At 67.7% G+C, this 24,489-nt stretch carries 24 protein-coding genes and 1 pseudogene; 14 read left to right on the forward strand and 11 right to left on the reverse strand.

Translation table 11 applies throughout. The features are described 5' to 3' along the window. Positions 1 to 2: 2 nt before the first annotated feature. On the reverse strand, positions 3 to 1,205 hold the full coding sequence (locus G5A46_RS08880; RefSeq protein WP_163849058.1) for a penicillin-binding protein activator: 1,203 nt from the start codon (positions 1,203 to 1,205) through the stop codon (positions 3 to 5). Between the two features lie 95 nt (positions 1,206 to 1,300). Here G5A46_RS08880 and rsmI point away from each other — a divergent pair, with 95 nt between their 5' ends. The 3 genes from rsmI to gshB all read left to right on the forward strand — a co-directional run bounded on the left by rsmI (position 1,301) and on the right by gshB (position 3,658). Further along, positions 1,301 to 2,152, forward strand: coding sequence for a 16S rRNA (cytidine(1402)-2'-O)-methyltransferase (rsmI, locus tag G5A46_RS08885; RefSeq protein WP_163849059.1), 852 nt, complete (start codon positions 1,301 to 1,303; stop codon positions 2,150 to 2,152). 35 nt (positions 2,153 to 2,187) lie between these two features. Continuing rightward, the gene (locus tag G5A46_RS08890) at positions 2,188 to 2,646 is read left to right on the forward strand and encodes a YraN family protein (protein WP_239520698.1); all 459 of its coding nucleotides are present in this window, start codon (positions 2,188 to 2,190) and stop codon (positions 2,644 to 2,646) included. 70 nt (positions 2,647 to 2,716) lie between these two features. After that, positions 2,717 to 3,658: a glutathione synthase gene (gene gshB / locus G5A46_RS08895; protein ID WP_163849061.1), complete on the forward strand. Its 942-nt coding sequence runs from the start codon at positions 2,717 to 2,719 to the stop codon at positions 3,656 to 3,658. 125 nt (positions 3,659 to 3,783) lie between these two features. Here gshB and G5A46_RS08900 read toward each other — a convergent pair whose 3' ends face one another. The 4 genes from G5A46_RS08900 to cobU form a co-directional block, all read right to left on the reverse strand. Next, a complete protein-coding gene (locus G5A46_RS08900) occupies positions 3,784 to 5,292 on the reverse strand; it encodes a YifB family Mg chelatase-like AAA ATPase (protein WP_163849062.1) in 1,509 nt (502 codons plus the stop codon). A gap of 65 nt (positions 5,293 to 5,357) precedes the next feature. Continuing rightward, positions 5,358 to 6,227 (reverse strand): glutathione S-transferase, encoded by an 870-nt coding sequence (locus tag G5A46_RS08905; RefSeq protein ID WP_163849063.1) that lies wholly within the window; start codon positions 6,225 to 6,227, stop codon positions 5,358 to 5,360. Between the two features lie 76 nt (positions 6,228 to 6,303). Next, positions 6,304 to 6,882, reverse strand: coding sequence for a histidine phosphatase family protein (locus tag G5A46_RS08910; protein WP_163849064.1), 579 nt, complete (start codon positions 6,880 to 6,882; stop codon positions 6,304 to 6,306). After that, the gene (gene cobU / locus G5A46_RS08915; protein ID WP_163849065.1) at positions 6,879 to 7,412 is read right to left on the reverse strand and encodes a bifunctional adenosylcobinamide kinase/adenosylcobinamide-phosphate guanylyltransferase; all 534 of its coding nucleotides are present in this window, start codon (positions 7,410 to 7,412) and stop codon (positions 6,879 to 6,881) included. Before cobU ends, G5A46_RS08910 begins: the two co-directional genes overlap by 4 nt. A 101-nt stretch (positions 7,413 to 7,513) precedes the next feature. Here cobU and G5A46_RS08920 point away from each other — a divergent pair, with 101 nt between their 5' ends. From G5A46_RS08920 to G5A46_RS08940, 5 genes are all read left to right on the forward strand, one after another. Next, positions 7,514 to 8,392 carry an RNA polymerase factor sigma-32 gene (locus tag G5A46_RS08920; RefSeq protein ID WP_163849066.1) on the forward strand — a complete coding sequence of 293 codons (879 nt, stop codon included), beginning with the start codon at positions 7,514 to 7,516 and terminating at the stop codon, positions 8,390 to 8,392. A gap of 172 nt (positions 8,393 to 8,564) precedes the next feature. Beyond that, the gene (coaBC, locus tag G5A46_RS08925) at positions 8,565 to 9,758 is read left to right on the forward strand and encodes a bifunctional phosphopantothenoylcysteine decarboxylase/phosphopantothenate--cysteine ligase CoaBC (RefSeq protein ID WP_163849067.1); all 1,194 of its coding nucleotides are present in this window, start codon (positions 8,565 to 8,567) and stop codon (positions 9,756 to 9,758) included. Further along, positions 9,755 to 10,228: a dUTP diphosphatase gene (gene dut / locus G5A46_RS08930; RefSeq protein WP_163849068.1), complete on the forward strand. Its 474-nt coding sequence runs from the start codon at positions 9,755 to 9,757 to the stop codon at positions 10,226 to 10,228. The genes coaBC and dut overlap by 4 nt, the downstream gene beginning before the upstream one ends. A gap of 34 nt (positions 10,229 to 10,262) precedes the next feature. Beyond that, complete coding sequence (locus G5A46_RS08935; protein ID WP_163849069.1) at positions 10,263 to 11,318, forward strand: HesA/MoeB/ThiF family protein; 1,056 nt, start codon at positions 10,263 to 10,265, stop codon at positions 11,316 to 11,318. After that, positions 11,315 to 13,339: a M3 family metallopeptidase gene (locus G5A46_RS08940; protein WP_163849070.1), complete on the forward strand. Its 2,025-nt coding sequence runs from the start codon at positions 11,315 to 11,317 to the stop codon at positions 13,337 to 13,339. The genes G5A46_RS08935 and G5A46_RS08940 overlap by 4 nt, the downstream gene beginning before the upstream one ends. A 115-nt stretch (positions 13,340 to 13,454) precedes the next feature. Here G5A46_RS08940 and G5A46_RS08945 read toward each other — a convergent pair whose 3' ends face one another. The 5 genes from G5A46_RS08945 to G5A46_RS08965 form a co-directional block, all read right to left on the reverse strand. Then, positions 13,455 to 15,371 (reverse strand): capsule biosynthesis protein, encoded by a 1,917-nt coding sequence (locus tag G5A46_RS08945; protein ID WP_239520699.1) that lies wholly within the window; start codon positions 15,369 to 15,371, stop codon positions 13,455 to 13,457. After that, a complete protein-coding gene (locus G5A46_RS08950) occupies positions 15,349 to 16,008 on the reverse strand; it encodes an ABC transporter ATP-binding protein (protein ID WP_163849071.1) in 660 nt (219 codons plus the stop codon). Before G5A46_RS08950 ends, G5A46_RS08945 begins: the two co-directional genes overlap by 23 nt. 239 nt (positions 16,009 to 16,247) lie before the next feature. Then, positions 16,248 to 17,513, reverse strand: coding sequence for a Na+/H+ antiporter NhaA (locus G5A46_RS08955; protein ID WP_163849072.1), 1,266 nt, complete (start codon positions 17,511 to 17,513; stop codon positions 16,248 to 16,250). A 262-nt stretch (positions 17,514 to 17,775) separates the two neighbouring features. Continuing rightward, positions 17,776 to 18,804 carry a permease gene (locus G5A46_RS08960; protein WP_163849073.1) on the reverse strand — a complete coding sequence of 343 codons (1,029 nt, stop codon included), beginning with the start codon at positions 18,802 to 18,804 and terminating at the stop codon, positions 17,776 to 17,778. Next, positions 18,797 to 19,162 carry an ArsR/SmtB family transcription factor gene (locus G5A46_RS08965; protein ID WP_163849074.1) on the reverse strand — a complete coding sequence of 122 codons (366 nt, stop codon included), beginning with the start codon at positions 19,160 to 19,162 and terminating at the stop codon, positions 18,797 to 18,799. Before G5A46_RS08965 ends, G5A46_RS08960 begins: the two co-directional genes overlap by 8 nt. 124 nt (positions 19,163 to 19,286) lie before the next feature. On the opposite strand from G5A46_RS08965, the gene G5A46_RS08970 reads away from it, so the two are divergent. Both G5A46_RS08970 and G5A46_RS08975 read left to right on the forward strand, forming a co-directional pair. Continuing rightward, on the forward strand, positions 19,287 to 19,886 hold the full coding sequence (locus tag G5A46_RS08970) for a uracil-DNA glycosylase family protein (RefSeq protein WP_163849075.1): 600 nt from the start codon (positions 19,287 to 19,289) through the stop codon (positions 19,884 to 19,886). Further along, positions 19,883 to 20,671 carry an SseB family protein gene (locus tag G5A46_RS08975; RefSeq protein ID WP_163849076.1) on the forward strand — a complete coding sequence of 263 codons (789 nt, stop codon included), beginning with the start codon at positions 19,883 to 19,885 and terminating at the stop codon, positions 20,669 to 20,671. The genes G5A46_RS08970 and G5A46_RS08975 overlap by 4 nt, the downstream gene beginning before the upstream one ends. A gap of 381 nt (positions 20,672 to 21,052) precedes the next feature. On the opposite strand, the gene G5A46_RS08980 is transcribed toward G5A46_RS08975, so the two are convergent. After that, positions 21,053 to 21,658, reverse strand: coding sequence for a flavin reductase family protein (locus G5A46_RS08980; RefSeq protein ID WP_163849077.1), 606 nt, complete (start codon positions 21,656 to 21,658; stop codon positions 21,053 to 21,055). A gap of 84 nt (positions 21,659 to 21,742) precedes the next feature. On the opposite strand from G5A46_RS08980, the gene G5A46_RS08985 reads away from it, so the two are divergent. The 4 genes and pseudogenes from G5A46_RS08985 (at position 21,743) to G5A46_RS09000 (ending at position 24,268) form a co-directional block, all read left to right on the forward strand. Continuing rightward, on the forward strand, positions 21,743 to 22,255 hold the full coding sequence (locus G5A46_RS08985) for a GNAT family N-acetyltransferase (RefSeq protein ID WP_163849078.1): 513 nt from the start codon (positions 21,743 to 21,745) through the stop codon (positions 22,253 to 22,255). 166 nt (positions 22,256 to 22,421) lie between these two features. Continuing rightward, on the forward strand, positions 22,422 to 23,213 hold the full coding sequence (locus G5A46_RS08990) for an EcsC family protein (RefSeq protein ID WP_163849079.1): 792 nt from the start codon (positions 22,422 to 22,424) through the stop codon (positions 23,211 to 23,213). A 57-nt stretch (positions 23,214 to 23,270) separates the two neighbouring features. Next, a pseudogene (locus tag G5A46_RS08995) lies at positions 23,271 to 23,618 on the forward strand (nucleoside phosphorylase-I family protein); the annotation flags it as partial. A gap of 119 nt (positions 23,619 to 23,737) precedes the next feature. Then, complete coding sequence (locus G5A46_RS09000; RefSeq protein WP_163849081.1) at positions 23,738 to 24,268, forward strand: adenine phosphoribosyltransferase; 531 nt, start codon at positions 23,738 to 23,740, stop codon at positions 24,266 to 24,268. Positions 24,269 to 24,489 lie beyond the last annotated feature (221 nt).

The raw sequence follows: 24,489 nt of genomic DNA on the forward strand, positions 1-24,489 counted from the left end.
GTTCAGCTTCCGGCCCCGCCAAAGCCCGCAGGCGCAGGCGACAGGATCTCAAGCTTCTGATCGCGGATCGTGGCCACGGCCAGCGCCCGTTCCGCCGTGCCGTCGGGCAGGAAACGGAACACGCCGTTCACGCCCTGGAACCCGGCGCCCTGGGTGATCGCGCCACGGGTCAGCGCGGTGCGGCCCTGGCCCTGGACCAGCGCGCCGATGGCGGCGACGCCGTCATAGGCCAGGCCGGCGATCGGGTGCGGATCGGCCCCCTGGCTGGCCAGGTAGCGGGCGTTGAACGCTGCTGTCCGGCCGGGATCGGGCAAGGCGAACCAGCCGCCCTGGACGCCGGGCAGTTCCATGGTCTGCGGCGGCATATCCCACCGGGTCAGACCGATGTACTGCACTTCCTCCGGACGCACGCCGCCCTCCGGCAGCAGCTGGCTGAAGAAGGGCAGCGCCCCGGCGGTGTTGGAGGTCAGGAAAACCGCATCGGCGTCATTGCCGCGCACCGCGTCGCGAACCTGCGGAATGGCCTGGACGACACCGTTCTGGGAGAATTCGTATTGAACCTCCTGCATGATCTGCGCGCCCGAGGTCGCAGCCGCCGCGCGGATGGCCGCCGCCCCCTGCGCCCCAGAGGCATTATCGGCATGTACGGTGACGATCCGGCCCTTGCCATTGGCGACCGCATGGGCGGTCAGGCGGCGGGCGGTGTTCTCGAATGTCGGGCCGAGGATGAAGACATTGCCCCCCGCGACCGAGGAATTGTTGGAAAAGGCGAGCACGTTCACATCGGCCTGGGCCGCGACCTGGCCGACGGCGGCGGCATTGTCGGCATAGACCGGGCCAAGGATGATCTTGGCCCCGTCCTCCACCGCGGTCTTGGCGGCGGTGGCCGCGGTCTGGGCATTGCCGGCGGTGTCGTAGACGCGCAGGTCCAGCTGTACGCCGTTCAGGTCGGCGGCGGCCAGGCGGGCGGCGTTCTCCAGGCTGGCGGCGAGAGTGCGGTCGCCCTCCTTCTCCGATCCCTGCGGCACAAGAAGAGCGACCTGCACCGGCTGGTTGACATTGACGCTGGGGCCGCCGCCGGCCAGATTGCCGGTGCCAAGACCGACATCACCGCAGGCGGCAAGGGTCAGCAGACCCCCCGTCGCCGCGGCGCGGCGCAACGGGCGGGACAGAACCTTGCGGGCGGCGCGCAAAAGGGCGAACATGGGGAAGCTCCTCAATCCTTGGGGGCCGGGCCGGGGTACGGCGCCGGTCGTCGTGTTGCGCGGAATAATAAACCGATCGTTCAGAGGGTCCAGCCATGATTGCCCAGACACCGGACCTGACGGCGGGTCTTTACCTTGTTGCCGTGCCGATCGGCGCCAGTCGCGACATCACGCTGCGCGCGCTGGATATACTGGCCACCGCCGACGTGCTGGCCGCCGAGGACACCCGCTCCCTGCGCCGGCTGATGGATATCCACGCCATCCCGCTGAACGGCCGGCAGGTGCTGTCCTACCACGATCACAACGGTGGCCGCGTGCGTCCGCGCCTGCTGGCGGAAATGGCGGCAGGGAAATCCGTCGCCTACGCGGCAGAGGCCGGCACCCCGATGATCGCCGACCCGGGCTATGACCTGGCCCAGGCCGCGCGGGACGAAGGCCATGCCGTCACCGCCGCACCGGGGGCCTCCGCCGTGCTGACGGCGCTGATGCTGGGCGGTTTGCCGACCGACAGGTTCCTGTTCGCGGGGTTCCTGCCCTCGGCCTCGGGCGCGCGGAAATCCGCGCTGCTGGCAGAACGGGAGACGGCGGCAACGCTGGCCTTCTACGAATCGCCCAACCGGATCGCGGCCACTCTGCGTGATGCCGCCGCCGTGCTGGGCGGCGACCGCCCGGCCGCGCTGTGCCGCGAGTTGACCAAGCGATTCGAGGAAATCCGCCGTGGAACATTGGATGAATTGGCCCGGTCCTGCGTCGAAACCCCGCCAAAAGGTGAAATTGTCCTGCTTATTGGCAAGGGCGATTCAGGGACTATTAATGAAACCGACCTAGAAACGGTGCTGAAGGCAGCGCTGGGGACGATGAGTGTCAGAGATGCCGCCGATAATGTCGCGGCCCGTTTCAACCTGCCGCGGCGCAAGGTCTATCAACTGGCGCTGAAACTGGGATGAACCCGGCGCGCCCTGGGTGGCGCATGAGTGTCCAGATGGAATTCGATTTTTTCGCCGCGCAGCCTGTTGGCGCCTCGGTCGGTGTCCCTGCGCGGGGGGTGGCCCCGGCGGATGTCCGGGACCGCACGGCTGCCCGGCGCCATCGCGGGCGGTGCGCCTATCTGTCCGGCCTCGCGGCGGAGGGCTGCGTTGAACGCCATTACCGGTATCTGGGCTACAGAGTCGAACGCCGCCGCTGGCGCGGCCCGGGTGGCGAAATCGACCTGATCCTGAGCCGTGGCAACGAATTCGTTTTCGTAGAGGTGAAGTCCGGGCGCCGCCATGCCTGGGCCGCGGAACGGGTCAGTGCCCGCCAGATCGGTCGGATCTGCCGCTCTGCCGAGGATTATCTGGGGCGCCATGGCGATTTCGAGACCCGGATGCGGCTGGATGTCGCCTTGGTGGATCGGGGGGGTGTGGTGAGTGTTCTCGAAAACGTGACCATGGATATATAGGCCATGGCCGGTTGCGCGTGGCGTGGCGATGGGCCATCTAAATCCGGCATGACAATTCAGGAGAGCCGGCATGAAAGTGGCCTTTCAGATGGATCCCATCGCCGGGATCGACATCAACGCGGACAGCACGTTCCGGCTGGCGGAGGAAGCGCAGGCGCGCGGGCATGAGCTGTTCTTCTACCTGCCCGAGGCGCTGAGCTATCGCGAGGGCCGGGTGATTGCGCGGGGGCAATCCCTGCGGGTGCGGCGTGAACGGGGCAACCACGCCGAGCTGGGGGAGATGCAGGATATCGACCTGGCCGATATCGATGTGGTCTGGCTGCGCCAGGATCCGCCGTTCGACATGTTCTACATCACCACCACCCACCTGCTGGACCGCCTGGCGCCGGATACCCTGGTGGTCAACGATCCGTTCTGGGTGCGCAACTGCCCCGAAAAACTGCTGGTCCTCGACTTTCCCGAGCTGATCCCGCCCACCGTCATCGCGCGGGATCTGCCGACCATCCGGGCCTTCAAGGACACGCATGGCGATGTCATTCTCAAGCCGCTTTATGGCAATGGCGGCGCCGGTGTGTTCCGGCTGACCCCAGATGATCGCAATCTGTCCTCCCTGCATGAATTGTTCACCGGTTTCACGCGGGAGCCGCTGATCGTGCAGAAATTCCTGCCCGCCGTGGCCAAGGGGGACAAACGGGTGATCCTGGTCGACGGGGAGGCGGTCGGCGCCATCAACCGCGTACCGGCCAAGGGCGAAACCCGGTCCAACATGCATGTGGGCGGCCGTCCCGAAAAGGTGGAGCTGAGCGACCGCGATCGCGAGATCTGCGCCGCCATCGGCCCGGCTCTGCGCGAAAAGGGGCAGATTTTCGTCGGTATCGACGTGATTGGCGACTACCTGACGGAGATCAATGTGACCTCTCCCACCGGCATTCAGGAGCTGGAGCGGTTCGATGGCATCAATGTCGCCGCCCGAATCTGGGCGGCGATCGAGGCCAAGGCGGACGCGGCATAGGCGGGTCCGGCCAGAACTGTCCCTGGTCTGAATGAGCCTGGCCTGGATGGGGCTTCCCAGGTTGGCCCATCCTTTACAGGCGCCGCGCAGGGGGACGCGGCCGGGATCCGAGCGCGCCCTGTGATCTAGCCGGGGACCGACCGGACCAGCCGATAGGCCAGCGCCTCCGCCATGTGGGGGCGGCGGATCTGCGGGTCGCCGTCCAGATCGGCGATGGTGCGGGCCACGCGCAGGATGCGGTGGTAGCCCCGGGCCGATAATCCGAACCGCTCGGCCCCCTTGTGCAGCAGGGCACGGCATTCGGTGTCCAGGGGGGCGATCTCCTCCAGCATCTGCCCTTGCGCATCCGCGTTCAGGCGCAGCGGTGTGCCGAAGCGGCGGGCCTGCACCGCGCGGGCAGCGGCGATGCGGGCGCTGGCCTCGGCGCTGCCTTCTTCGGGCGGGGGCAGGTCCAGGTCGGTGAAGGCAACAGGCGGTACGTCCAGGCGGATGTCGAACCGGTCAAGCAGCGGCCCTGAAATCCGGGTCAGGTAATCGGTGCCGCAGACGGGCGCCTTGTTGCAGGCGCGCGCCGGGTCCGTCAGGTGCCCGCAGCGGCAGGGATTCGCCGCCGCGAGCAGCAGGAAGCGGCAGGGATAGGTCATCCGGGCACTGGCGCGGGAGATCGTGACCTCTCCGGTTTCCAGCGGTTGGCGCAATGTCTCCAGCACGCCGCGCGAGAATTCGGGGAATTCGTCCAGGAACAGCACGCCGTTATGGGCCAGGCTGACTTCGCCCGGACCGGCGGTGCGGCCGCCGCCCACCATCGCGGCCATCGACGCGGTGTGATGCGGATCGCGGAACGGGCGGGCCCGGCAGATCCCGCCTTCGCCGGTCAGCCCGGCGAGGGAATGCACCATGGAGGTTTCCAGCGCCTCTTCGGCGCTCAGATCGGGCAGCAGGCCGGGCATCCGCGCGGCCATCATGGATTTCCCGGCCCCCGGCGGGCCGATCATCAGCAGGTGGTGCCGCCCGGCGGCGGCGACTTCCAGCGCGCGCTTGGCCCGTTCCTGGCCCTTCACGTCGCGCAGGTCGCGGGTCAGGCGGGGGGCGGGGATTTCGCCGGGCTGCGCGGGGGCGATGGGGGATTGGCCGGTCAGGTGGCGCAGCAGATCGCCCAGGCTGGCCGCGCCGATGACGCGGGTACTGTCGATCCAGGCCGCTTCGGCCGCGGAAGCCGCAGGGCAGAGCAGCCCGCGCCCGTGTTCCGCCGCCGACAGCGCCGCAGGCAATGCGCCCGCCACTGGCATCAGGGTTCCGTCAAGGCTCAGCTCTCCGAGGCTGACATGTTCTTCGACAACGTCGGGGGGCAGGATATCGATCGCGGCCAACAGGGCCAGCGCCAGCGGCAGGTCGAAATGGCTGCCTTCCTTGGGCATGTCGGCGGGCGAGAGGTTGATGGTGATCCGGCTGGAGGGCAGGGCGATGCGCAACGTCGTGAGGGCCGCACGGACGCGGTCGCGGGCCTCCGACACGGCCTTGTCCGGCAGACCCACCACGGAAAAGGCGGGCATTCCCGGCGTGATCGCGCATTGCACCTGTACTGGCGCGGCCTCTACCCCGTGAAAGGCGACGCTGTAGGTGCGAATGACCATTCTCGCGGCTCCTGCCCCTCCCCGTTTCGCCGTGTAGGGGTAGCACCGGCCGCGTTACCGAACGGTTAATTGTTGACCAGTTCCATGAAATCCGGCCAGGCCTCGGGATCGGCCAGGGTCTTGTCACGGCAGGTCGGGTTGCAAAAGCCGTAGACCGAGCCTTCGAGCTCAAGGAAATCGGTGACCGGGCGACCGGAATAGGGGCACATGCCGTTCACGGAGGGGCCCGCCGATGTCTGCGCGACGCGCGGTGCGGGGCCAGCCCATGCGTCACGGGGCAGGGCCAGCGCATAGGGTTCGCTGGCAAAGACCTCGGTCCCGCCCATGGCGCGCCAGCGGCGAAAGCTCGGATCTGCCAGAGTTGTCGCGACATAGGCGGCCAGCGTGTCGGACACCGGCAAGCCGTAGCCCGCGATCCGCGCCGCCACCGGGGCATAGAACGCATCCGCCGCACTGTATTCGCCAAAGATCCACGGACCCGCCGCGCCGTGCCGGTTCCGCGCAAGGCTGATCAGATCGTCGATCCGTGCCACATCGTCCAAAACCGCCTGAGACGGGACAAAGCCGCGATATTGCCCGATCAGCTGCATCGGGCAATCGCCGCGCAGCGCGGTGAACCCGGCGTGCATCTCGGCGCTGATCCAGCGGGCCAGGACGCGGGCGGCGGGGTCTGCGGGCCAATAGCCGGCGTCGGGAAAGGCCTCCGCCAGGGTTTCGGCGATGGCAAGGGTTTCACCGCAGATCGTGCCGTCGGGCGTGACCAGAACGGGTACCAGCCGGGCCGGCGCCAGGTCGCGCAGGCTGTCGGCGAGGGGGGCGGAATACAGGCTGGCAGTGCGCGCGCGGAAAGGGATGCCGAATTTCTCCAGCAGCAGCCAGCCGCGCAGGGACCAGCTGGAAAAGGTCTTCTCGCCGATGATCAGGGTGTAGGTCATGGGGTGCTCCGCAATGTTTCCATGACGTTAGCCAAGGTGTGCAGAGGGGCAAAGCGAATGGTTGTGGCCTGAGACATCACGCCATGTGATTGATCCGGGAGACCTGCCAGCCCGCAGCGCCCCGGCGGATCGCTGTCACCGATAGGGTGTCGATCTTCTGGCCCAAGGTCACGCGCGGGGCCTCTGCCCGGGCGCGGCCGAGGGCGGTGAGGATCACGCCGAAATGGGCCACCACGACGATATCGCGCCCCGCATGTGCCCTGTGCAGCCGGTCCAGCGCGGCCCAGACGCGGGCGGCGACGTCGTCCCAGCTTTCGCCGCCGGGGGCCTTGATGGGGCCGGGGTCTTCCCAGAACCGGCGGCTGAGTTCGGGATCGGTCCGCGCGATATCGGAGAAATGGCGCCCGTCCCACTCGCCGAAATCAAATTCCCGCAGGTCGGAATCGTGGGCCAGCCGCGTACGGCCCGGCGACAGCACATCGGCTGTGGTCACCGCGCGTTGCAGATCGGAGGATACGACCAGCGCATCCGCAGGCAGCAGCGCGTTCAGCCGGGCGATCTGATCCGTATCGGACAGGTCGGCGGGCACGTCCCGCCAGCCGACAAAGGTCTTCTGATGGGTCGGCCCGTGCCGGACGAGGTGAAACCGGGTCATGGCAGTTGTCCCTTCAGCACGTTGGGCAGCCCCGCGATCACCTGCACGACCAGCTCGGCCTGCGCGGCGAGGCGGATATTCAACCGGCCCTGCGCCTCGCGGAAGGCGCGGGCCAGAGCGTTGTCGGGCACCACGCCCTGGCCGGTTTCGTTGGTCACCACGATGACCGGCGCGGGGCAGCTGTCCAGCGCGGTCAGCAACTCGGTGGTGGCTTTATCCAGCGCGGCCTGAGCCATCATTTGATTGCTCAGCCATAGGGTGGCGCAATCCAGCAGGACGGGCCGGTCGGGCGTCAGTTGCCCCAGCACGGCGGGCAGGTCCAGCGGCGCTTCCACCAACTGCCACTCCGGGCCACGCCGGTCGGCATGGCGGGCGATACGGGCGCGCATCTCGTCATCCAGCGCCTGCGCGGTGGCAAGGTAAACGCGCGGCGATCCCCCGGAAATGACCAGATTTTCCGCGAACTCCGACTTGCCGGAAGCCGCGCCCCCGATGATCAGGCCTAGTCCGGGTAAGGATTTTTTCAACATTCTCGTGAACCAATTGGGGTCTCAGACGTATATCTCATGACCGTTATTCAACAAGTGCATTTGCCAAGATGCACTGGGACCAGCAGAAACCGGGGGTGTGCATGGCCTTTGCCACTGGAAGCGAGACGAACCTGTCCAGAACCGCGATGAAGGCGGAATTGCTGGACGCGGAAACCGAATTGACCCTGGCTTATGCCTGGCGCGACGACCGGGACGAGATGGCGCTGCACCGGCTGGTCACCGCCTACATGCGGCTGGCGATTTCGATGGCGTCGAAATACCGCCGCTACGGCGCGCCGATGAACGATCTGATCCAGGAGGCCGGGCTGGGCCTGATGAAGGCCGCCGACAAGTTCGATCCTGATCGGGGGGTGCGGTTCTCCACCTACGCGGTCTGGTGGATCAAGGCGTCGATCCAGGATTACGTGATGCGCAATTGGTCGATGGTGCGCACCGGTTCCACCTCGTCGCAGAAGTCGCTGTTCTTCAACATGCGCCGCGTCCAGGCCCGGCTGGAGCGGGAAGCCATGGCCCGGGGGGAGGAACTGGGTGGCCACCAGCTGCGCCAGATGATCGCGACCGAGGTTGGCGTGCCTCTGCGTGACGTGGAGATGATGGAGGGGCGGTTGTCCGGCTCCGACTATTCGCTGAACGCGACGCAATCGGCGGATGACGAGGGCCGCGAATGGATCGAGACGCTGGAAGACGACAGCGCACAGGCCGCCGAGACGGTCGCCGACAGCCATGACCGCGCCGCGCTGCGCGCCTGGCTGACCAACGCGATGTCCGAACTGAACGAGCGGGAGCGACTGATCGTCCGCGAACGCAAGCTGCGCCCCGATGCCCGCACGCTGGAAAGCCTGGGGACCGAACTGGGCCTGTCCAAGGAACGCGTGCGCCAGTTGGAGGCCGGGGCTTTCAAGAAGATGCGCCGCACCCTGGAAGACCTGGGGGCGGAACCGGAATTGCTGTTGCATTGAGTTCCCACTGCCGGCAGGCAGCGCCCAAGCGCGGCAGATCGTGGCGTGACAGTTTCGAGGGGGCCGGGCGGCAGTCCGGGTCTCTTTGCCTTTCCGCCCGGCACCGCTTGCTTGTCCCCGGAACGGGGGCGGCCTAGTCTCCGTCCCGAATGACCCAAGACGGAGCGGTCCCATGCTGGCGGGCAAGCGCATACTCCTGATCATCGGCGGCGGCATTGCCGCCTACAAGGGGCTGGAACTGATCCGCCTGTTGCGTAAATCCGGCGCGGCGGTGACACCCGTGATGACCCCGGCGGCGGCGCAATTCGTCACGCCGATGGCGGTGGCTGCGCTGGCGGGGGAGCAGGTTCATACCGATCTGTTCGACCTGACCAACGAGGCGGAGATGGGCCATATCCAGCTGTCGCGCGTGGCCGATCTGGTGGTCGTGGCACCGGCCACGGCCGACCTGATCGGCAAGATCGCGGGCGGGTTGGCGAATGATCTGGCCTCCACCCTGCTGATGGCGACGGACACGCCGGTGCTGCTGGCCCCGGCGATGAACGTGCGGATGTGGGAGCACCCCTCCGTCCGGCGCAACGTCGCGCAATTGCAGGCCGATGGCATCGCCACCATCGGCCCGGATGCGGGCGACATGGCCTGTGGCGAATATGGTCCGGGCCGCATGGCAGAACCCGCCGCCATTCTGGAGGCGATCACCAGCCAGTTGCGCGCCGGGCCTTTGGCGGGGCGGCGCATTCTTGTGACCTCTGGCCCGACCCATGAGCCGATCGATCCGGTGCGTTATATCGCCAACCGCTCCTCGGGCGCGCAGGGGACGGCGATTGCCCGTGCGCTGGCCGGGCTGGGCGCCGAAGTCGTCTTTGTCACCGGGCCGGCCGACGTGCCGCCACCCGAGAGCGTGATCGTCCGGCGCGTCGAAACCGCCCGCGAGATGCTGGAGGCGGTGCAACAGGCGCTGCCCGCCGATGTCGCGATCTTTGCCGCCGCGGTGGCCGATTGGCGGGTCCGGCGGGAATCCAGCTCGAAGATCAAGAAGGATGGCGGCGCCCTGCCGGTTCTGGAATTCGACGAGAACCCCGACATCCTGGCCCAGGTTGCACAGATGGGGCAGGGACGGCCACCGCTGGTTGTGGGCTTTGCCGCCGAAACCGACGACGTGCTGGCCCATGCCACGGCGAAACGTGCGCGCAAGGGCTGCGACTGGATCGTCGCCAATGATGTCAGTCCCGGCACCGGCATCATGGGGGGGACGGAAAACGCCGTGACCCTGATCACCGACACCGGGGCCGAGGACTGGCCCCGCATGGACAAGGCGCAGGTGGCCAACCGCCTCGCCCACCGCATAGCAGAGGCCCTGACATGACCACTCGCCCCGCCATTTCCCTTGCCCTGACCGACGATGCCGATCCTGCCCTGCCGCTGCCCGCCTATGAAAGCGACGGCGCGGCGGGCGCCGACCTGCGGGCCAATTTCCCCGCCGATCAGCGTGCGGCCGGCCTGACGTTGGCGCCGGGCGCGCGTGCGTTGATCCCCACGGGGCTGCGCATGGCGATCCCGCAGGGGTTCGAGGTCCAGGTGCGGCCACGCTCGGGCCTGGCGTTGAAACAGGGGGTCACGGTGCTGAACGCGCCGGGCACGGTGGACAGCGATTATCGCGGCCCCGTAGGGGTGATCGTGCTGAACACCGGGGAGGCGCCGGTGCAGATCACCCATGGCGACCGGGTCGCGCAGATGGTCGTGGCGCCGGTGGTGCAGGCGGATCTGACGCTGAGCGCCGAGCTCGACCAGACAGCGCGCGGCTCCGGTGGTTTCGGCTCCACCGGGGTGGCGTGAGGGGCGGGCAGATGACGCCGCCGGGGCAGGGCTGATGGGCTGGTTGCTGTTGGCGGCGTTGGGGCTGTGGCTTGCGGGGGGGCGCTTCGGCGTCGGCCGGGCGGCGCGCGCGCAGGTGCTGGGCGCGCTCTACCTTGCCATTCTGGCGCTGCACCTGGTGCTGCCCGCCGCCCATCCACTGCGTCTGGCGACTGGCGGCGGGGCTGCGCCCTGGCTGCTGCTGGGGGCGCTTGTCGGGGCGGTGGTCCTGTACCGGCTGGTCCTGACGCGGCTGCGCGTTCGGGCCGATGCGATCGCCCAGGCCCGCCAGCCCGCCATGCCCCTGCGCAGCTTTTCCGACGCGGAACTGAACCGCTATGCCCGGCACATCGTAATGCGGGAGATCGGCGGGCCGGGGCAGAAGGCCTTGAAACAGGCCAGGGTTCTGGTGATCGGTGCCGGGGGGCTGGGATCGCCCGCGCTGATGTACCTGGCCGCCGCGGGCGTGGGGACCATCGGGGTGATTGACGATGACGTGGTGGAAAACGCCAACCTGCAACGCCAGGTGCTGCACCGCGACGCTGATATCGACAGGCCCAAGGTGCAATCGGCGATGGATGCGCTGCTGGCCCAGAACCCGCATGTCACGATCCACCCCTATCACCGTCGCCTCACCGCCGAGATCGCGGCGGACCTGCTGGCGGAATATGATCTGGTTCTTGATGGCACCGATAATTTCGACACCCGGTACCTGGCCAATCGCGCGGCCGTGGCGCAGGGCAAACCGCTGGTCAGCGGCGCCTTGACGCAATGGGAAGGCCAGCTGAGCGTCTTTCATCCCGCCGCCGGCGCCCCATGTTACCAATGTATCTTCCCGCAGGCGCCCGCGCCGCATCTGGCCCCCTCCTGCGCGGAGGCCGGCGTGCTTGGCCCCTTGCCCGGCGTGATCGGCACCATGATGGCGGTGGAAACCGTGAAGCTGATCACCGGCGCAGGCGCCCCCCTGCGAGGCGAAATGATGATCTACGACGCGCTGTGGGGCGAAACCCGCAAGATTGCGCTGAAACGCCGCCCGGATTGCCCGGTTTGCGGCACCAAGGAGACGACATGACCAATCCGCTTTTGTCCGACTGGCAGACGCCTTTTGACATTCCGCCTTTCGACAGGATCCAAGACGCGGATTTCGCGCCCGCCCTGGACGTGGCGCTGGACGCCCACAAGGCCGAGATCGCGGCCATCGCGGAAAATCCCGCCGCGCCCGATTTCGGCAATACCATCCTGGCCTACGAGGCCTCGGGGGAGACGCTGGACCGTGTGTTGTCGCCCTTCTTTGCCCTGGCGGGCGCCGACAGCAACGCCGCGCGGGAGGATCTGCAACGCCAGTTTTCCCCCCGGCTGGCGGCGCATATGTCCGACATCCACGGGAATTCGGCACTGTTCGAACGCATCGCCACCCTGTGGGAAAGCCGCGACAAGCTGGGCCTGACGGCGGAGCAGGCACGTATCCTCTATCTGGTGCATCGCGGGTTCGTCCGCGCCGGTGCCGCGCTGGGCGGTGCAGAGGCCCGGCGGATGAAGGAGATCATGGGGCGGCTTGCCGCGTTGGGCACCGCCTTTACCCAGAACGTGCTGGCCGATGAACGCGCCTGGCAGATGGCGCTGGACGCCGATGCGCTGGCGGCGCTGCCCGGTTTCCTGCAAGCCGCCGCCCGCGCGGCGGGCGAAGATCGCGGCGCCGCCGGGCCGGTGATCACATTGTCGCGGTCGCTGATCGTGCCGTTCCTGCAATTCTCCCCGGACCGCGATCTGCGCGAACAGGCCTGGCGGGCCTGGACCTCGCGCGGGGCCGGGGGCGGGGCCACCGACAACCGGGCCGCCGTGGCCGAGGTTCTGGCCCTGCGTCAGGAACGCGCGCGCCTGCTGGGCTATGACAGCTTTGCCGCGTTCAAGCTGGAGACGGAGATGGCCGGCACGCCGGAGCGGGTGCGCGATCTGCTGATGCAGGTCTGGGCCCCGGCCCGCGCCGCCGCGCTGGAGGACCAGGCCGCCATGACCGAGATGATGGCCCAGGATGGCGTGAACGGCGATTTTCGACCCTGGGATTGGCGCTACTACGCGGAGAAACGGCGCAAGATCCTGCATGACGTGGATGAGACCGCCCTGAAGCCCTATCTACAGTTGGATCGGATGATCGAGGCGGCATTCGATTGCGCCAACCGCCTGTTCGGGCTGGAGTTCGCGCCGGTGGAGGTGCCGCTGTACCATCCCGATTGCCGCGCCTGGGAGGTGACGCGGGACGGCGAACACATGGCGATCTTCATTGGCGATTACTTTGCCCGCGGGTCCAAACGATCGGGCGCGTGGTGTTCGGCGATGCGCAGCCAGGCGCGGGTGCCCAAGGTGCAGGCGCCAATCGTGGTGAACGTCTGCAATTTCGCGAAGCCGGCCAAGGGGGAGGCGGCGCTGTTGTCCTATGACGATGCGCGCACGCTATTCCACGAATTCGGCCACGCGCTGCATCAGATGCTGTCGGATGTGGAATTCGAACGGGTCTCCGGCACCTCTGTCAGCCGCGATTTCGTGGAATTGCCGTCGCAGCTTTACGAGCATTGGCTTGAAGTGCCGGAGGTTCTGCACCGGTTCGCCACCCATGTGGAGACGGGCGAGGCGATGCCGCAGGAGATGCTGGACAAGGTGCTGGGGGCTGCGACCTTCGACATGGGGTTCCAGACGGTGGAATATATCGCCTCGGCCATGGTGGATCTGGAATTCCACGACGGCGCCGCGCCCGCCGATCCGATGGCAATGCAGGCGCAGGTGCTGGACGACCTCGGCCTGCCGGAGGCCATCGTGATGCGCCACGCCACGCCGCATTTCGCGCATGTGTTCTCCGGGGACGGCTATTCCTCGGGCTATTACAGTTACATGTGGTCCGAGGTGATGGACGCCGACGCCTTTGACGCGTTCGAGGAGGCGGGCGGCGCCTTTGATCCCCAGACCGCGCGGGCCCTGGAAGAGCATATCCTGTCCAAGGGCGGATCGGTGGAGGCGGCGGAGCTTTACACCCGGTTCAGGGGCCGCCTGCCGGGGCCGGAGGCGCTGTTGAAGGGGCGCGGGCTGGTCCCGGCCTGATCGCGCCTCATCCACCGGGCGGCGCGGTCGCGCAGCGTCGGACAGCACGAAATGACAAAGGCGCGGCACCCGGTCGGGGTGTCGCGCCTTTGCCTGTCCGGGGACTGGTGCCCCCTCAGCTTGAGACTTGTTCGCGCAGGATGGAGGAGGTGAGCGAGATCATCAGGTAGATGCCCGACATGATCAGGAATACCAGGATCGTATTCTCGAACGCGCGGGGATAGGCGGGATCCTCGGGCGCCACCGGCCGGACCGAGGTGGTGAGATAGCGCACCTGGCGATTGGCCTCCGCCTCGGTCTGTTTCTCGTTTTGCAGGGCGGCCTGAAGGAACAGGTCCGCAGTGGCCAGATCGGCCTGCGCCATCTGGATCTGCGCCGTCTGCGCGGCCAGGGAGGACTGGCCCTCGGTCGCGCGGTTCATCTTGCTGTTCAGATCATCCAGCAGCGTTTGCAACCGGCCCATATCGGCGCGCACGCCGTCGACCTTGGCCTGGTTCGGCCGGGCATTGTCGAGAAGGGCGGACAGTTGCAATTCCTTTTCCTGCAACTGGACCTCGATATTGTTGATCTGAGAGCGCAGCCCGGCGATGATCGCCTCGGGATCGACGACAGACCCTTCCTGCAAGTCCACCAGCCGGGCCTGGGCCGCGCGCCGCTCCACCTTGGCCTGTTCCAGGCTTTCGATGGCTGAGCGCATGGAATCCTCGCGCTTGCGGCGGGACAATTCGTCCACGCGTTCCTCGGCATATTCGATCAGATGTTCGGAATAGGACGCGGCGATGCTGGGCTCCGCGGCGGAGACTTCCATGCGGATCACGCCTTCGGTCGGATCATAGCCGATCTTCACGAATTTCTTGTAAAGCGCGTAGGCCTGTTCGTTCGAGGGGTCGGCCTCCAGCCGTTGGATCGGGTCGATCCAGGGTTGGGTGAAATGCGACTTGAACCCGACATCCTGGTCCAGGCGCAGCATCGCGTCCTTGGATTCCAGGTAGGATTGCACCGCGATACTGTCCTGGTTGGTGGCAAATTGTGTGCCCGAGAGCAGCCCGCCAAGGGGGGAGCCGCCGGTGGCGTCGGCTTGCAGGATCAGGAATTCCGAATTGGCCGCGTACATCGGGGTGGCAACGCGGTAATAGTAGAAGCCCGACAGGATCGTCGGCAGGAAGACGAAGAACGCCAGCCGCGTGAACAGCAGCGCCATCCGCCGGCGGCGGCGGCGCGTGATGTCGCGCTGAATGTCCATGATCTCCTGCTGGCGCCGCTCGGACGGGGCCATTTCGGTGGAGGGCAGCGTGTTGGGCGTCTGTGCCGGCACGGTCTGAGGCAGGTTGGGCGGCGGGGTGCCGTCTTGCGACGGGGCGCGGTTGGTGGCCACCAATTCCAGCATGTTGGACCGCGCGAACGGGTCGATCCCACGGCTGCGCAACAGGCGCACCGCGTCGAAATCCGAGGTCGGCGCAAGCCCGTGTTTTTGCGCCACCCGACGGGCCATGCGCAATTGCCGGCCGGTCAGCCCTTCCTTGCGGATGGCGTTGATGTCGTCTTCGGCGGCCACTTCGGTGCTGGAGGCGACTTCGCCGGCGCGTGACACGGCGGCGGCCGGTCCGGCGGAGGCTGGTCCCAACGTGGCAGGCCCCGACGCGGCGGCGGGTCGGGGGCGCGGGCTGGCCTGTGGCGCGACCTCCGAGAGGGGTGCCGGGCGCGGGGTGGCGCCGGCGGAGCGCATGGCGGGCCGGGCCGGGCGCACGGGGCCGGGCATCGGCCTGGCTTCCTGTGGGGGGACGTCTTCGGCGATGGGCGGCTCGGCGATGTCGGTAGGGACGGTGCGCGGCGGTGCGGCGGCGGGGCGGGTGCCCTCCACGGTCTCGCGCAGGGATTGCGCGGCGGCGGCGCGGCGGGCGGCGATGGCCTCTGCCCGGGCGGCGTCCTGACCGTCCTGCGGGGTGTCCTGCCCCTGGCCGTCCTGCGCCGCATCCCGGTCCAGCGCCGTGCGGCGGATGCGGAATTTTCTAGCCTTGGTCTTCGTAGTCATAGAGCTGTTTCGCTTCTTCCAAGGTGTCGAACATGTGCAGCTTGCCATTGCGCAGCACGGCGGCCTCCCTCGCGAATTTCGCCAGGGTCTTCGGCTGGTGCGAAACGATGATGATCGTCGTCGTCTCCAGCCGTTCGCGCAGGATTTCTCCTGCCTTGCGGTTGAACTCCACGTCGGTGGAATTCGGCATCCCCTCGTCGATCAGGTACATGTCGAAGTCCAGCGCCAGCAACAAGGCAAAGCTGAACCGCGCTTTCATCCCCGAGGAATAGGTGCCCAGGGGTTGTTCGAAATATTCCCCCAACCCACAAAGCCAGCGGCAGAAGGCTTCTACGTAATCGGGGTCCAGCCCGTAGATCCGCGCGATGTAGCGGGAGTTCTCCACCGCCGTGTGGCGCCCGATGACCCCGCCCATGAACCCCAGTGGAAAGGAGATGCGGCAACCGCGCCTGATCTCGCCCTCGTCCGGCTTTTCCAAGCCGGCCATCATGTTGATCAGCGTCGTCTTGCCGGTACCGTTCGGTGCCAGGATGCCCAGCGACCGGCCCAGCGTCACCCGGAAGGAGACCCGGTCAAGGATCACCTTGCGGTGGCTGCCTGTCCAATAGGACTTGCTGACATTGTCGAACTCGAGCATCGGGGCTCCGGAAATCTGCTCTACCGTTCCGCGGGGCTGTCGACTCTTCCGGCCGGTCCGTGCCCGTTATTATTGCGGATTTCTCTCCTTTTTGCCAAGGGATGAGGGCGAAAATATGACTGAAGCCGTTCAATGCCGAGGTGCCGCAGCGGCGCTGAAACGCGAACGGCGGCCCTTGCGGACCGCCGTCAATTCGTCTTTGCGCGGGGTGAGGCAGCCCCGCAGGGCGCCCAACCGGGTCAGCCCGGTATCTTTTTCACCCGCGTCAGGATCCCCGCCAGCAAGGAGATCCCGGCGGCGGCGAAGCTGAACAGCGCGCCCATTTTCGCCGCGTCCTGCACCGGGCCGGCGTCAAAGGCGACAGCGGCGATGAACAGCGACACGGTGAACCCGATCGCCGCCACGCAGCCGATCACGAACAGGTCGATGGTCCGCATCCCCGCAGGCAGGCCCAGCCGCAGCACATGCGCGCCCAGGATACCGAACAGCAGCACGCCCACCGGCTTGCCGATCAGCAGCCCTGCCAGCACCAGCCAGGTCGGTTCGGAGATGGAGGAGAACTCGACCCCGGCATTCATCAGACCGAAGAAGAACAGGATGATCTCCACCGGGTGCTTCAGGATATGCTCGATATGGTTCAGCAGGTCGGTCAGGTATTGTTCCGCCTCGGAGAAGATGCCGAAGGCGCGGTCCGCATGGGGGATCGTCGGCACGATGGGCAGCAGTCCCAGGGCCGGGTGGATGCCCGCCATCATGAACCCGTACCACGACGCGCAGGCGGCCACGGCATAGGGCCAGAAGCCCAGTTTCTCCCGGACCCAGGTGGAGTTGGGACGGTCCTGGTTGCCCGCGTCGCGGCGACGGGGCAGCCAGTTGAAGATGAAGAAGACCGCCAGCGCCGCGCCCAGCGACAGCAGCAGCCATTCGGGGGCCAGATCGCCCGACGGGTAGAACACCGCCAGAATGATCAGCCCGGCCGCGTCATCGGCAATGGCCAGCAGCAGCAGGAACCGCACCGCCGGGTGCCCCGCGCCAAAGACCAGACGTCCGACAAGGTAGGAGAACGCGATATCGGTCGCCGTGGGGATGGCCCAGCCCCGCGCCACGGCATCATAGACATCCGAGCCGAGGAACAGCGCCAGCCCCAGATAGACGGAGATCGGCCCGATCATGCCGCCCGCGGTGGCGAACAGCGGGGTCGCCGCCTTCTTGCCGCGCAGGGAGCCCTCTTTCAGGATCACGGCTTCCCAGACTTCCTTGGCGGCGATGGCGAAGAAGAAGGCCATCAGCAGATCGTTGACCAGATAGTGCAGGGTCAGGGTGCGATAGGTGACCTCCCCCGCGTCATTGTAATGCGCGTGGCCGATGGGGGCGTGATCCCACAGCGGGAATTCCACGAAATGGTGATAGCTGGCCGCATCCACATTGGCCCAGACCAGGGCGATGAGCGCCCCGATGATCAGGAGGAGCGAATAATTGGTGACGAAGTTCCAGACGCGATACATGGGGCCCCTCTTGCCTGCCGATTTGGTTGCGCAGAGTTAGGCGAATTTGTCTGGCGCGGCAAGGCGCGCGGGGCGGTTTCCGCATGGATCGGGGGCGGAGCGACCCTCGCGGCGCGGCTGCGATCACGTTTGGCCCACGCGGCGGGGCCAAGCGCGGGACCGCGCGACAAGGCGCCGCGCGGTCGGGGGCAGGGCGGCCGGGGGCCGGGCGCCTCGGGGCCGGCGCCTGACCAGGGCGACGCGCCCGGCATCCTCCGGTGGCTCAGGCCACCGCGCCCCAGATCAGCCCGGCCAGCATCGCGCCGGTGATCGCCAGGCCGAGATAAGCGGCAAAGATCCGTGGTTTCACCAGCGCCCAGACCGCCACCGCCGCCGGGATGCAACTGACCCCGCCCGCGATGACAAAGGACATCGCCGCGCCTTGCGCCATGCCCTGATCCAGCAGTCCCGCCACCAGCGGCACGGCGGCATAGCCGTTCAGGTAGGCCGGCGCGCCGACCAGAGCGCCCAGGATCACCGGCATCGGGCCGGTGCCGCCCAGCACTCCGGCAATCCAGTCGGCGGGCACGTATTGCAGCATGATGGATTCCAGCAGGTAGGCCAGGGTCAGCCATTTCAGCAGGAACAGCGCATTGGTCAGCGTCGTCTCGCGGAAGGTCTCGCGCCGGGGGGGCTCGTTCCAGAAGCGCCAGACGGGGCGGCCCTGGAACGGCTGTTTCACTCCGCAACAGCCACCGACGGCCGGCTGTTCGCGCAAGGGATCGGCGAAGACGACCGATCGCTTCATCGACATCACGACCAGCCCGCCCATGGCGCCAAGCCCGACGGCGGCCACTGTCTTGGCCAGCGCGAAATCCAGCCCCAGCGTGCCCGCCGTGATGGAGAACATCGCCGGGTCCATCAGCGGCGACGCCAGCCAGAAGGCCATCACCGCAGACAATGGCGTGCCGACCGCCAGCAAGGCCGCGATGAAGGGGATCACCTCGCAGGAACAGAACGGCGACAGCCCGCCCAGCAGCGCGGCCAGCGGGATCATCCGCAACTCCTGCCCCTGGAAGGCGCGGGCCAGCAGCGTCTCGGCCCCCGTGGCCTTCAGGTAGCCGATGGCCAGCACGGCAAAGGTGATGAAGGGCAGGGTGTGTAGCAGCGCGTTGCCGGTAAAGGCTATGCTGGGCAAGGTTTGCGGCGGGTCCAGCAGCGCGATCAACGCCAGGATCACCGCGACGGCCAGCCACGCGCCATCGATCCGGGCGCGCAGGCTGCGGTAATTGGTCAGGATCATCTCAGTCATCGCGATGTACCTCGCAGGGGGTGGTGGCATCGGCACAGCATTCGCGGATCAGGAAATCCGCCAGCGCGTGCAGTTCTTCATAGGCAACGGCGGCACAGATGATGGACCGTCCGCGCCGCGTCTGGGCCACCAGCCCGGCCTGGGCCAGGATCTTCAGGTGATGGGTCAGGGTCGATCCGGTGACCCCGGCGCGCTGGCCCAGCTCTCCCATGCTCAGCCCTTCGGGACCGGCGCGAACCAGCTGGCGCAGCACGTTCAGGCGCTGCTCGGACCCAAGCGCGGCGAAGGTCGATGCTGCCACTTCGACCGACAGGTCGGGCAACAGGGCGTCACGGGGGGAGGGTGCGTTCATTTTCATGATTCTAGAAGTATAGAAATCTCAGATATCGGACAAGTATTATTTCGATGATTCTAGAAATGTCTGGCGCCCGGCAACCGGACCCAAGTTGACCAACGCGCCGCGACGCCACAGATACCCCCCCATGTCCGACCGCACCGCTGCTGACCTCTTTGACGACATCCGCGCCTGCCGGATATGCGCCGCGCGCTTTGCCGCCACGCGGACGGCCCATGCGCCGCGCCCGGTGGTCTGGCTGCGGCCCTCGGCGCGGGTGCTGATCGCGGGGCAGGCGCCGGGCGCGCGGGTCCATGCCAGTGGCCGGCCCTTCGACGATCGCTCCGGCGACCGGCTGCGCGACTGGATGGGTGTCACACGCGCGGAATTCTACGACCTGCGGCACATGGCGTTCCTGCCCACGGCCTTCTGCTTTCCCGGTTATGACGCCAAGGGCAGCGACCTGCCGCCGCCGGCCATCTGCGCGCAGACATGGCATCGCTCGGTGCTTGACCAGTTGCCCGACCTGCGCCTTCGGCTGATCATCGGCGCCCATGCGCAGCGGTTCCATCTGGGGACAAGGGCGCCGATGACGCAGGTGGTGGCGGGCTGGCGCAACCACCTGCCGGGCGTGATCCCCTTGCCTCATCCCTCCTGGCGCAATACCGCATGGCTCAAGCGCAACCCCTGGTTCGAGACGGAGGTCATCCCGGCCCTGCGAACCCGCGTGCAGGAGGCATTGGCATGACCGAAGAAACCCCGCTGGACCTGGCCCACCACCAGATGGAGACCGCGCCGGAAGATGACGCAGCCCGCCTGCGCTTCTACGAACGGCTGGCCGATAGCGAAATGTTCCTTCTGCTGACCAAGGAGGCGGCAGATGAAAATGTCTCTCCCAGCATCTTCCCGGTGGAGGGGCAGGATTTCGTCCTGGCCTTCGACCGGGAGGACCGGCTGTCCGGTTTCACCGGCGCGCCCGCGCCCTATGCCGCATTGTCGGGGCGGGTGATCGCCGGGCAATTGGCGGGGCAGGGCGTGGGGTTGGCGGTAAACCTGGGCGCGCCCTCCGCCATCCTGATCCCGGCGGAGGCGGTGGATTGGCTGGCCCGCACCGTCGCCCATGCGCCGGGCGAGGTGGAGGAACGCATCGCAGCCTTCCACCCGCCGCGCGGTCTGCCGGAAGCGCTGTTGCGCGCGCTGGATGCCAAGCTGGCGCAGATGGCCGGGCTGGCGGCGGGGGCCTACCTGGCCGGAACCGAAACCGCCAGCGGCGGGCACGGGCATATGCTGGCCTTCATCGCGGCGCGTGACGGGGCGGAGGGCGCCCTGGCCAAGGCGGTGGGCGAGGCGCTGACCTTCTCCGGGGTGGAGGCGGGCGTGCTGGACGTGGGGTTCTTCGCAGCCGAAGATCCCCGCGCGGCGGCGTTGGCGCGGCAGGGCCTGCGGTTCGACCTGCCGGAACCGGAGGCCCCGCCCAGGGTGGAACATGTCGCTCCCGGTTCGGATCCCGACAAACCGCCCCGCCTGCGCTGAGCGACGAGGGCAGGGTGCCGGCCAGCCGGGCAGTTGCATGTGCGCTGGAGTTTCGCGCAAGAGGCGCGTGCGACCCCTGGACGCTGGGCTTCGCGGTGGCGCCTGGCGATGGCAGTGCAGTGCTTTTGCGGAGCCTGGCAGAGGTCTGCAAGAGCGGTTGCAATAGGGGCCGAAAGTAAAGGGGGAGACCGAAAATGCGTCGGTCCCGCCTCTGCGGCTACAGCGTTGGCGGATGGGGCAGGTGCGGGCCCCATCCGCGCCACCCGGTTCGGGGCGGCCTCCCTTCGGGGTACTGCAACCTTGCCCGGCCCGATCGTCCACGCCGGAGCCGCAGGCCGTTCGCAGCCCTCCGGTCCCCGCTGTCTGGACCGGTTGCCCGGATCAATCTCCGGGGCGTTTCAGCTCGAACAGCTCCCGGACGGTGGCGTAATCACGATAGCCTAGCCGGGACAGCGGGTTGAACGTGGTCACGTCGAACCGGCCGTCGCGCAGGCAATCATCGCGCATATGCACGCCGATGACCTCGCCCAGCACCATGTAATTGGTGGCGCCTTCCAGCTTCACGATCTGCGACAAGCGGCATTCCAGCGCCGCCGGAGCGGCCGCCACGCGGGCACAGGCGATGGTGGTGCATTCGGCCTTGTCCAGCGCGGCCTTGATGAATTCGTCTTCGCCCGCCGGCAGGCTGGCGGAGGTCGCGTTCATCGCGTCGCGCATCTCGTGTTCGACGATGTTGACGCAGAACACGCCGGTTTCCTCGATATTGGCGACGGTGTCCTTGCCCATCGCGCGATCCGCCTTGTCGGAGGTGGAGGCGAACATCACCTGTGGCGGCACGTAGGCGACCGCGTTGAAAAAGGAATAGGGCGCCAGATTGTCCGCCCCATCCGCGCCCCGGGTCGAAACCCAGCCGATGGGCCGGGGCGTGACGATGGCGTTGAAGGGGTTGTGCGGCAGTCCGTGGCCGTCCTTGGGCTCGTAAAACATGAGATCTCCCATCCGTTTGCCGCAGGTGTAGTCTCGTGTTAGGCGGGATGCCACCGAGAAAATGCCGGGACGCGCGCGGAACAGATGTACAGTCTCTCACAGGAAACGCCCGGGGATTGGTGGGAGGTCGAGGCGCTGTATGACCTGTGCTTTGCGCCGGGGCGGACCGCGCTCAGCTCCTACCGTCTGCGCGAGGGCGTCGCCCCGGTGACGGAACTGAGCCGGTTGGCGCGCGACGGCGACGGCAGTCTGGGCGGTGCGATCCGGTTCTGGCCCGTGCGTGTGGGCGGCGCGGCGGTGCTGTTGCTGGGCCCGGTCGCGGTGCATCCGACCCGCCAGGGCGAGGGGCTGGGCGGTCTGCTGATCCGCGAATCGATGGCCCAGGCGTGCGGCAGCGGCTGGGCGCGGGTGCTGCTGGTGGGGGATGCGTCCTATTACGCGCGTTTTGGCTTTGCCCGGCTGGACGGGATCGACATGCCCGGCCCGACCAATCCCGACCGCATTCTGGGCCATGCCCTGCACTCCGGGGCCTGGGACGGGGTCCGCGGGGCGGTCACCCGCTGGTGCGGGCCGGTCCAGCCCGACGCGGGGCGCTGATCCACGCACGGTCCGGCCCGCCACGCGGCGCCTTGGGACGTCCGGCCAGGCGACGGATCGGGCCGCGGTGCGTGCCTGCCGGGCAGATCGCGGATCGCCTTGCCCCCTTGAACGGGTGGAAAAACACCCATCTAGAAAGGGGTAGCCCAGCAGGCCGGAGGACCACATGACCCAGCACGCCCCCGAATTCGACGATCTGCCTCCCGAGGATCTGCCCCCCGAGGTCTCCGCCGAACTGGATGCGCTGGCCCGGCGCTATCGTCGCGCCGGCGGCGTGGGGATGCAGGTGCTGGGCATGATCGGCGGCCAGGCGGAGAACCTTCTGGACAAGTTGCCCCGCGACATCACCCGCCGGCTGGACCGGGCCACCGAACTGGCCCTGACCACCGCCAACCGCGCGGCGCACCAATCACGTGATGTGGTGGGCGATCAGCCGGACTGGCTGAACCGCGCGATGACCACGGCGATGGGCGCGGCGGGCGGATTTGGCGGTCTGCCCTCGGCGCTGGCAGAGCTGCCGGTGACGACGACGGTGCTGCTGCGCGCGATCCAGGGGGTTGCGGCCGAACACGGTTTCGACCCGGCAGAGGAGAACGTGCAGTTCGATTGCATACAGGTCTTTGCCGCCGCCGGGCCGTTGGGCCGCAACGAGGGGGCGGACATGGCCTTCCTCACCTCCCGCGTGGCGATCACCGGGACAACAGTGCAATCCCTGATCACCCGGGTCGCGCCCCGATTGGCGCAGGTTCTGGGCCAGAAGCTGGCCGCGCAGACGGTGCCGGTGCTGGGGGCGATGGCGGGGGCCGCGACGAATTTCGCCTATACCAGCTACTACCAGGAAATCGCGCATGTGCATTTCGGGCTGCGCCGCCTGGCCATCGAAAGCGACATCGCCCAGCCCCGGCTGGTCGAAGGGTTGCGCGCCCGCGTCACAGCGAAACCGATCCGCAAGTCCTGAGCTTGCGCGCTGCCCCTGCTGTGGTCAAGAATGGCGGAAACGGCAGCGGAGACAGGCATGACCGGGATGAAGCTGGGCGTGATCGGCGGATCGGGTCTCTACCGGATCGACGGGCTGACAGGCACCCGCTGGCAGACGATCCACACGCCGTGGGGCGCGCCTTCGGACGCAATCCTGACCGGGCGGCTGGACGGGCTGGAAATGGCATTCCTGCCCCGGCACGGGCGCGGCCATGTACATGGGCGCGGGTACAGACACGGGCAAAGGCGCGGCCCCGCCGATATGTCCTGTCGCGCCGATCTCCATGCGCTGAAATCGCAGGGTATCATCCATGTGGCTCCCGCCCCGACCTGCGGATCTTTCCGGGCGGAGGGGGCGGTGGGCCCTGTCGTGCCGGTGGATCAGGTTCCGGTCTGTACGGAAAGCCGGGGAAATTCTCTCGAGGACGTCGCGGTGAAGACCGCGCCCGACCAGCGTGACCCGGCGCAGGTGGCGGCGCTGTCGGTCGTGGCGGGGCGCGTGCTGTGAAGGGGGTGCGCGACTACATCCGCACCATTCCCGATTTTCCTCATGCCGGCATCATGTTCCGCGACGTGACCACCCTGTTCGCAGATCCGCGCGGGTTTCGCATGGCGGTGGATCAGATGCTGCACCCCTATGCCGGCCTGCGCATCGACAAGGTCGTCGGGCTGGAGGCGCGCGGCTTCATCCTGGGCGGGGCGATCGCGCATCAGCTTGCCGTGGGCTTCGTGCCGGTGCGCAAGGCGGGGAAGCTGCCGGGGCGCGTCATCGCACAGCCCTATCAACTGGAATACGGTGACGCCGTGATGGAACTGCACGAGGACGCCCTGGCGGCAGGAGATCGGGTGCTGATCGTGGATGACCTTCTGGCCACCGGCGGCACCGCCGAGGCCGGGATCACCCTGGTCGAGAAGCTGGGCGGAGAGATCCTTGGCTGTGCCTTCGTCATCGACCTGCCTGAGCTGGGTGGCCGCGCCCGGCTGGAAAGGCTGGGGGTCGCGGTGCATGCGCTCTGCGCCTTTGAGGGTACCTGATTGCGGCGCTTGGGTCCGGGGAACAGGATCGGGGCGAAGCGGCCGCTACAGGATGCTGCGGCGCCCGCGGGCCAGTTTCGAGGCGGGGCGGGTCCACGGACGGTCGTCACGACGTGCTGTTGGCCGCGCCGCGCGGGGCCGGCCAGTTGCGCAAGGATGACGGTTCGGCAGGTGCGCATGGCCATCAAACCGTCAGCTTGTCAGGCCGCCTTCACCTGGGC

This window comes from Pseudooceanicola aestuarii (assembly GCF_010614805.1).
Lineage (GTDB): Bacteria > Pseudomonadota > Alphaproteobacteria > Rhodobacterales > Rhodobacteraceae > Pseudooceanicola > Pseudooceanicola aestuarii.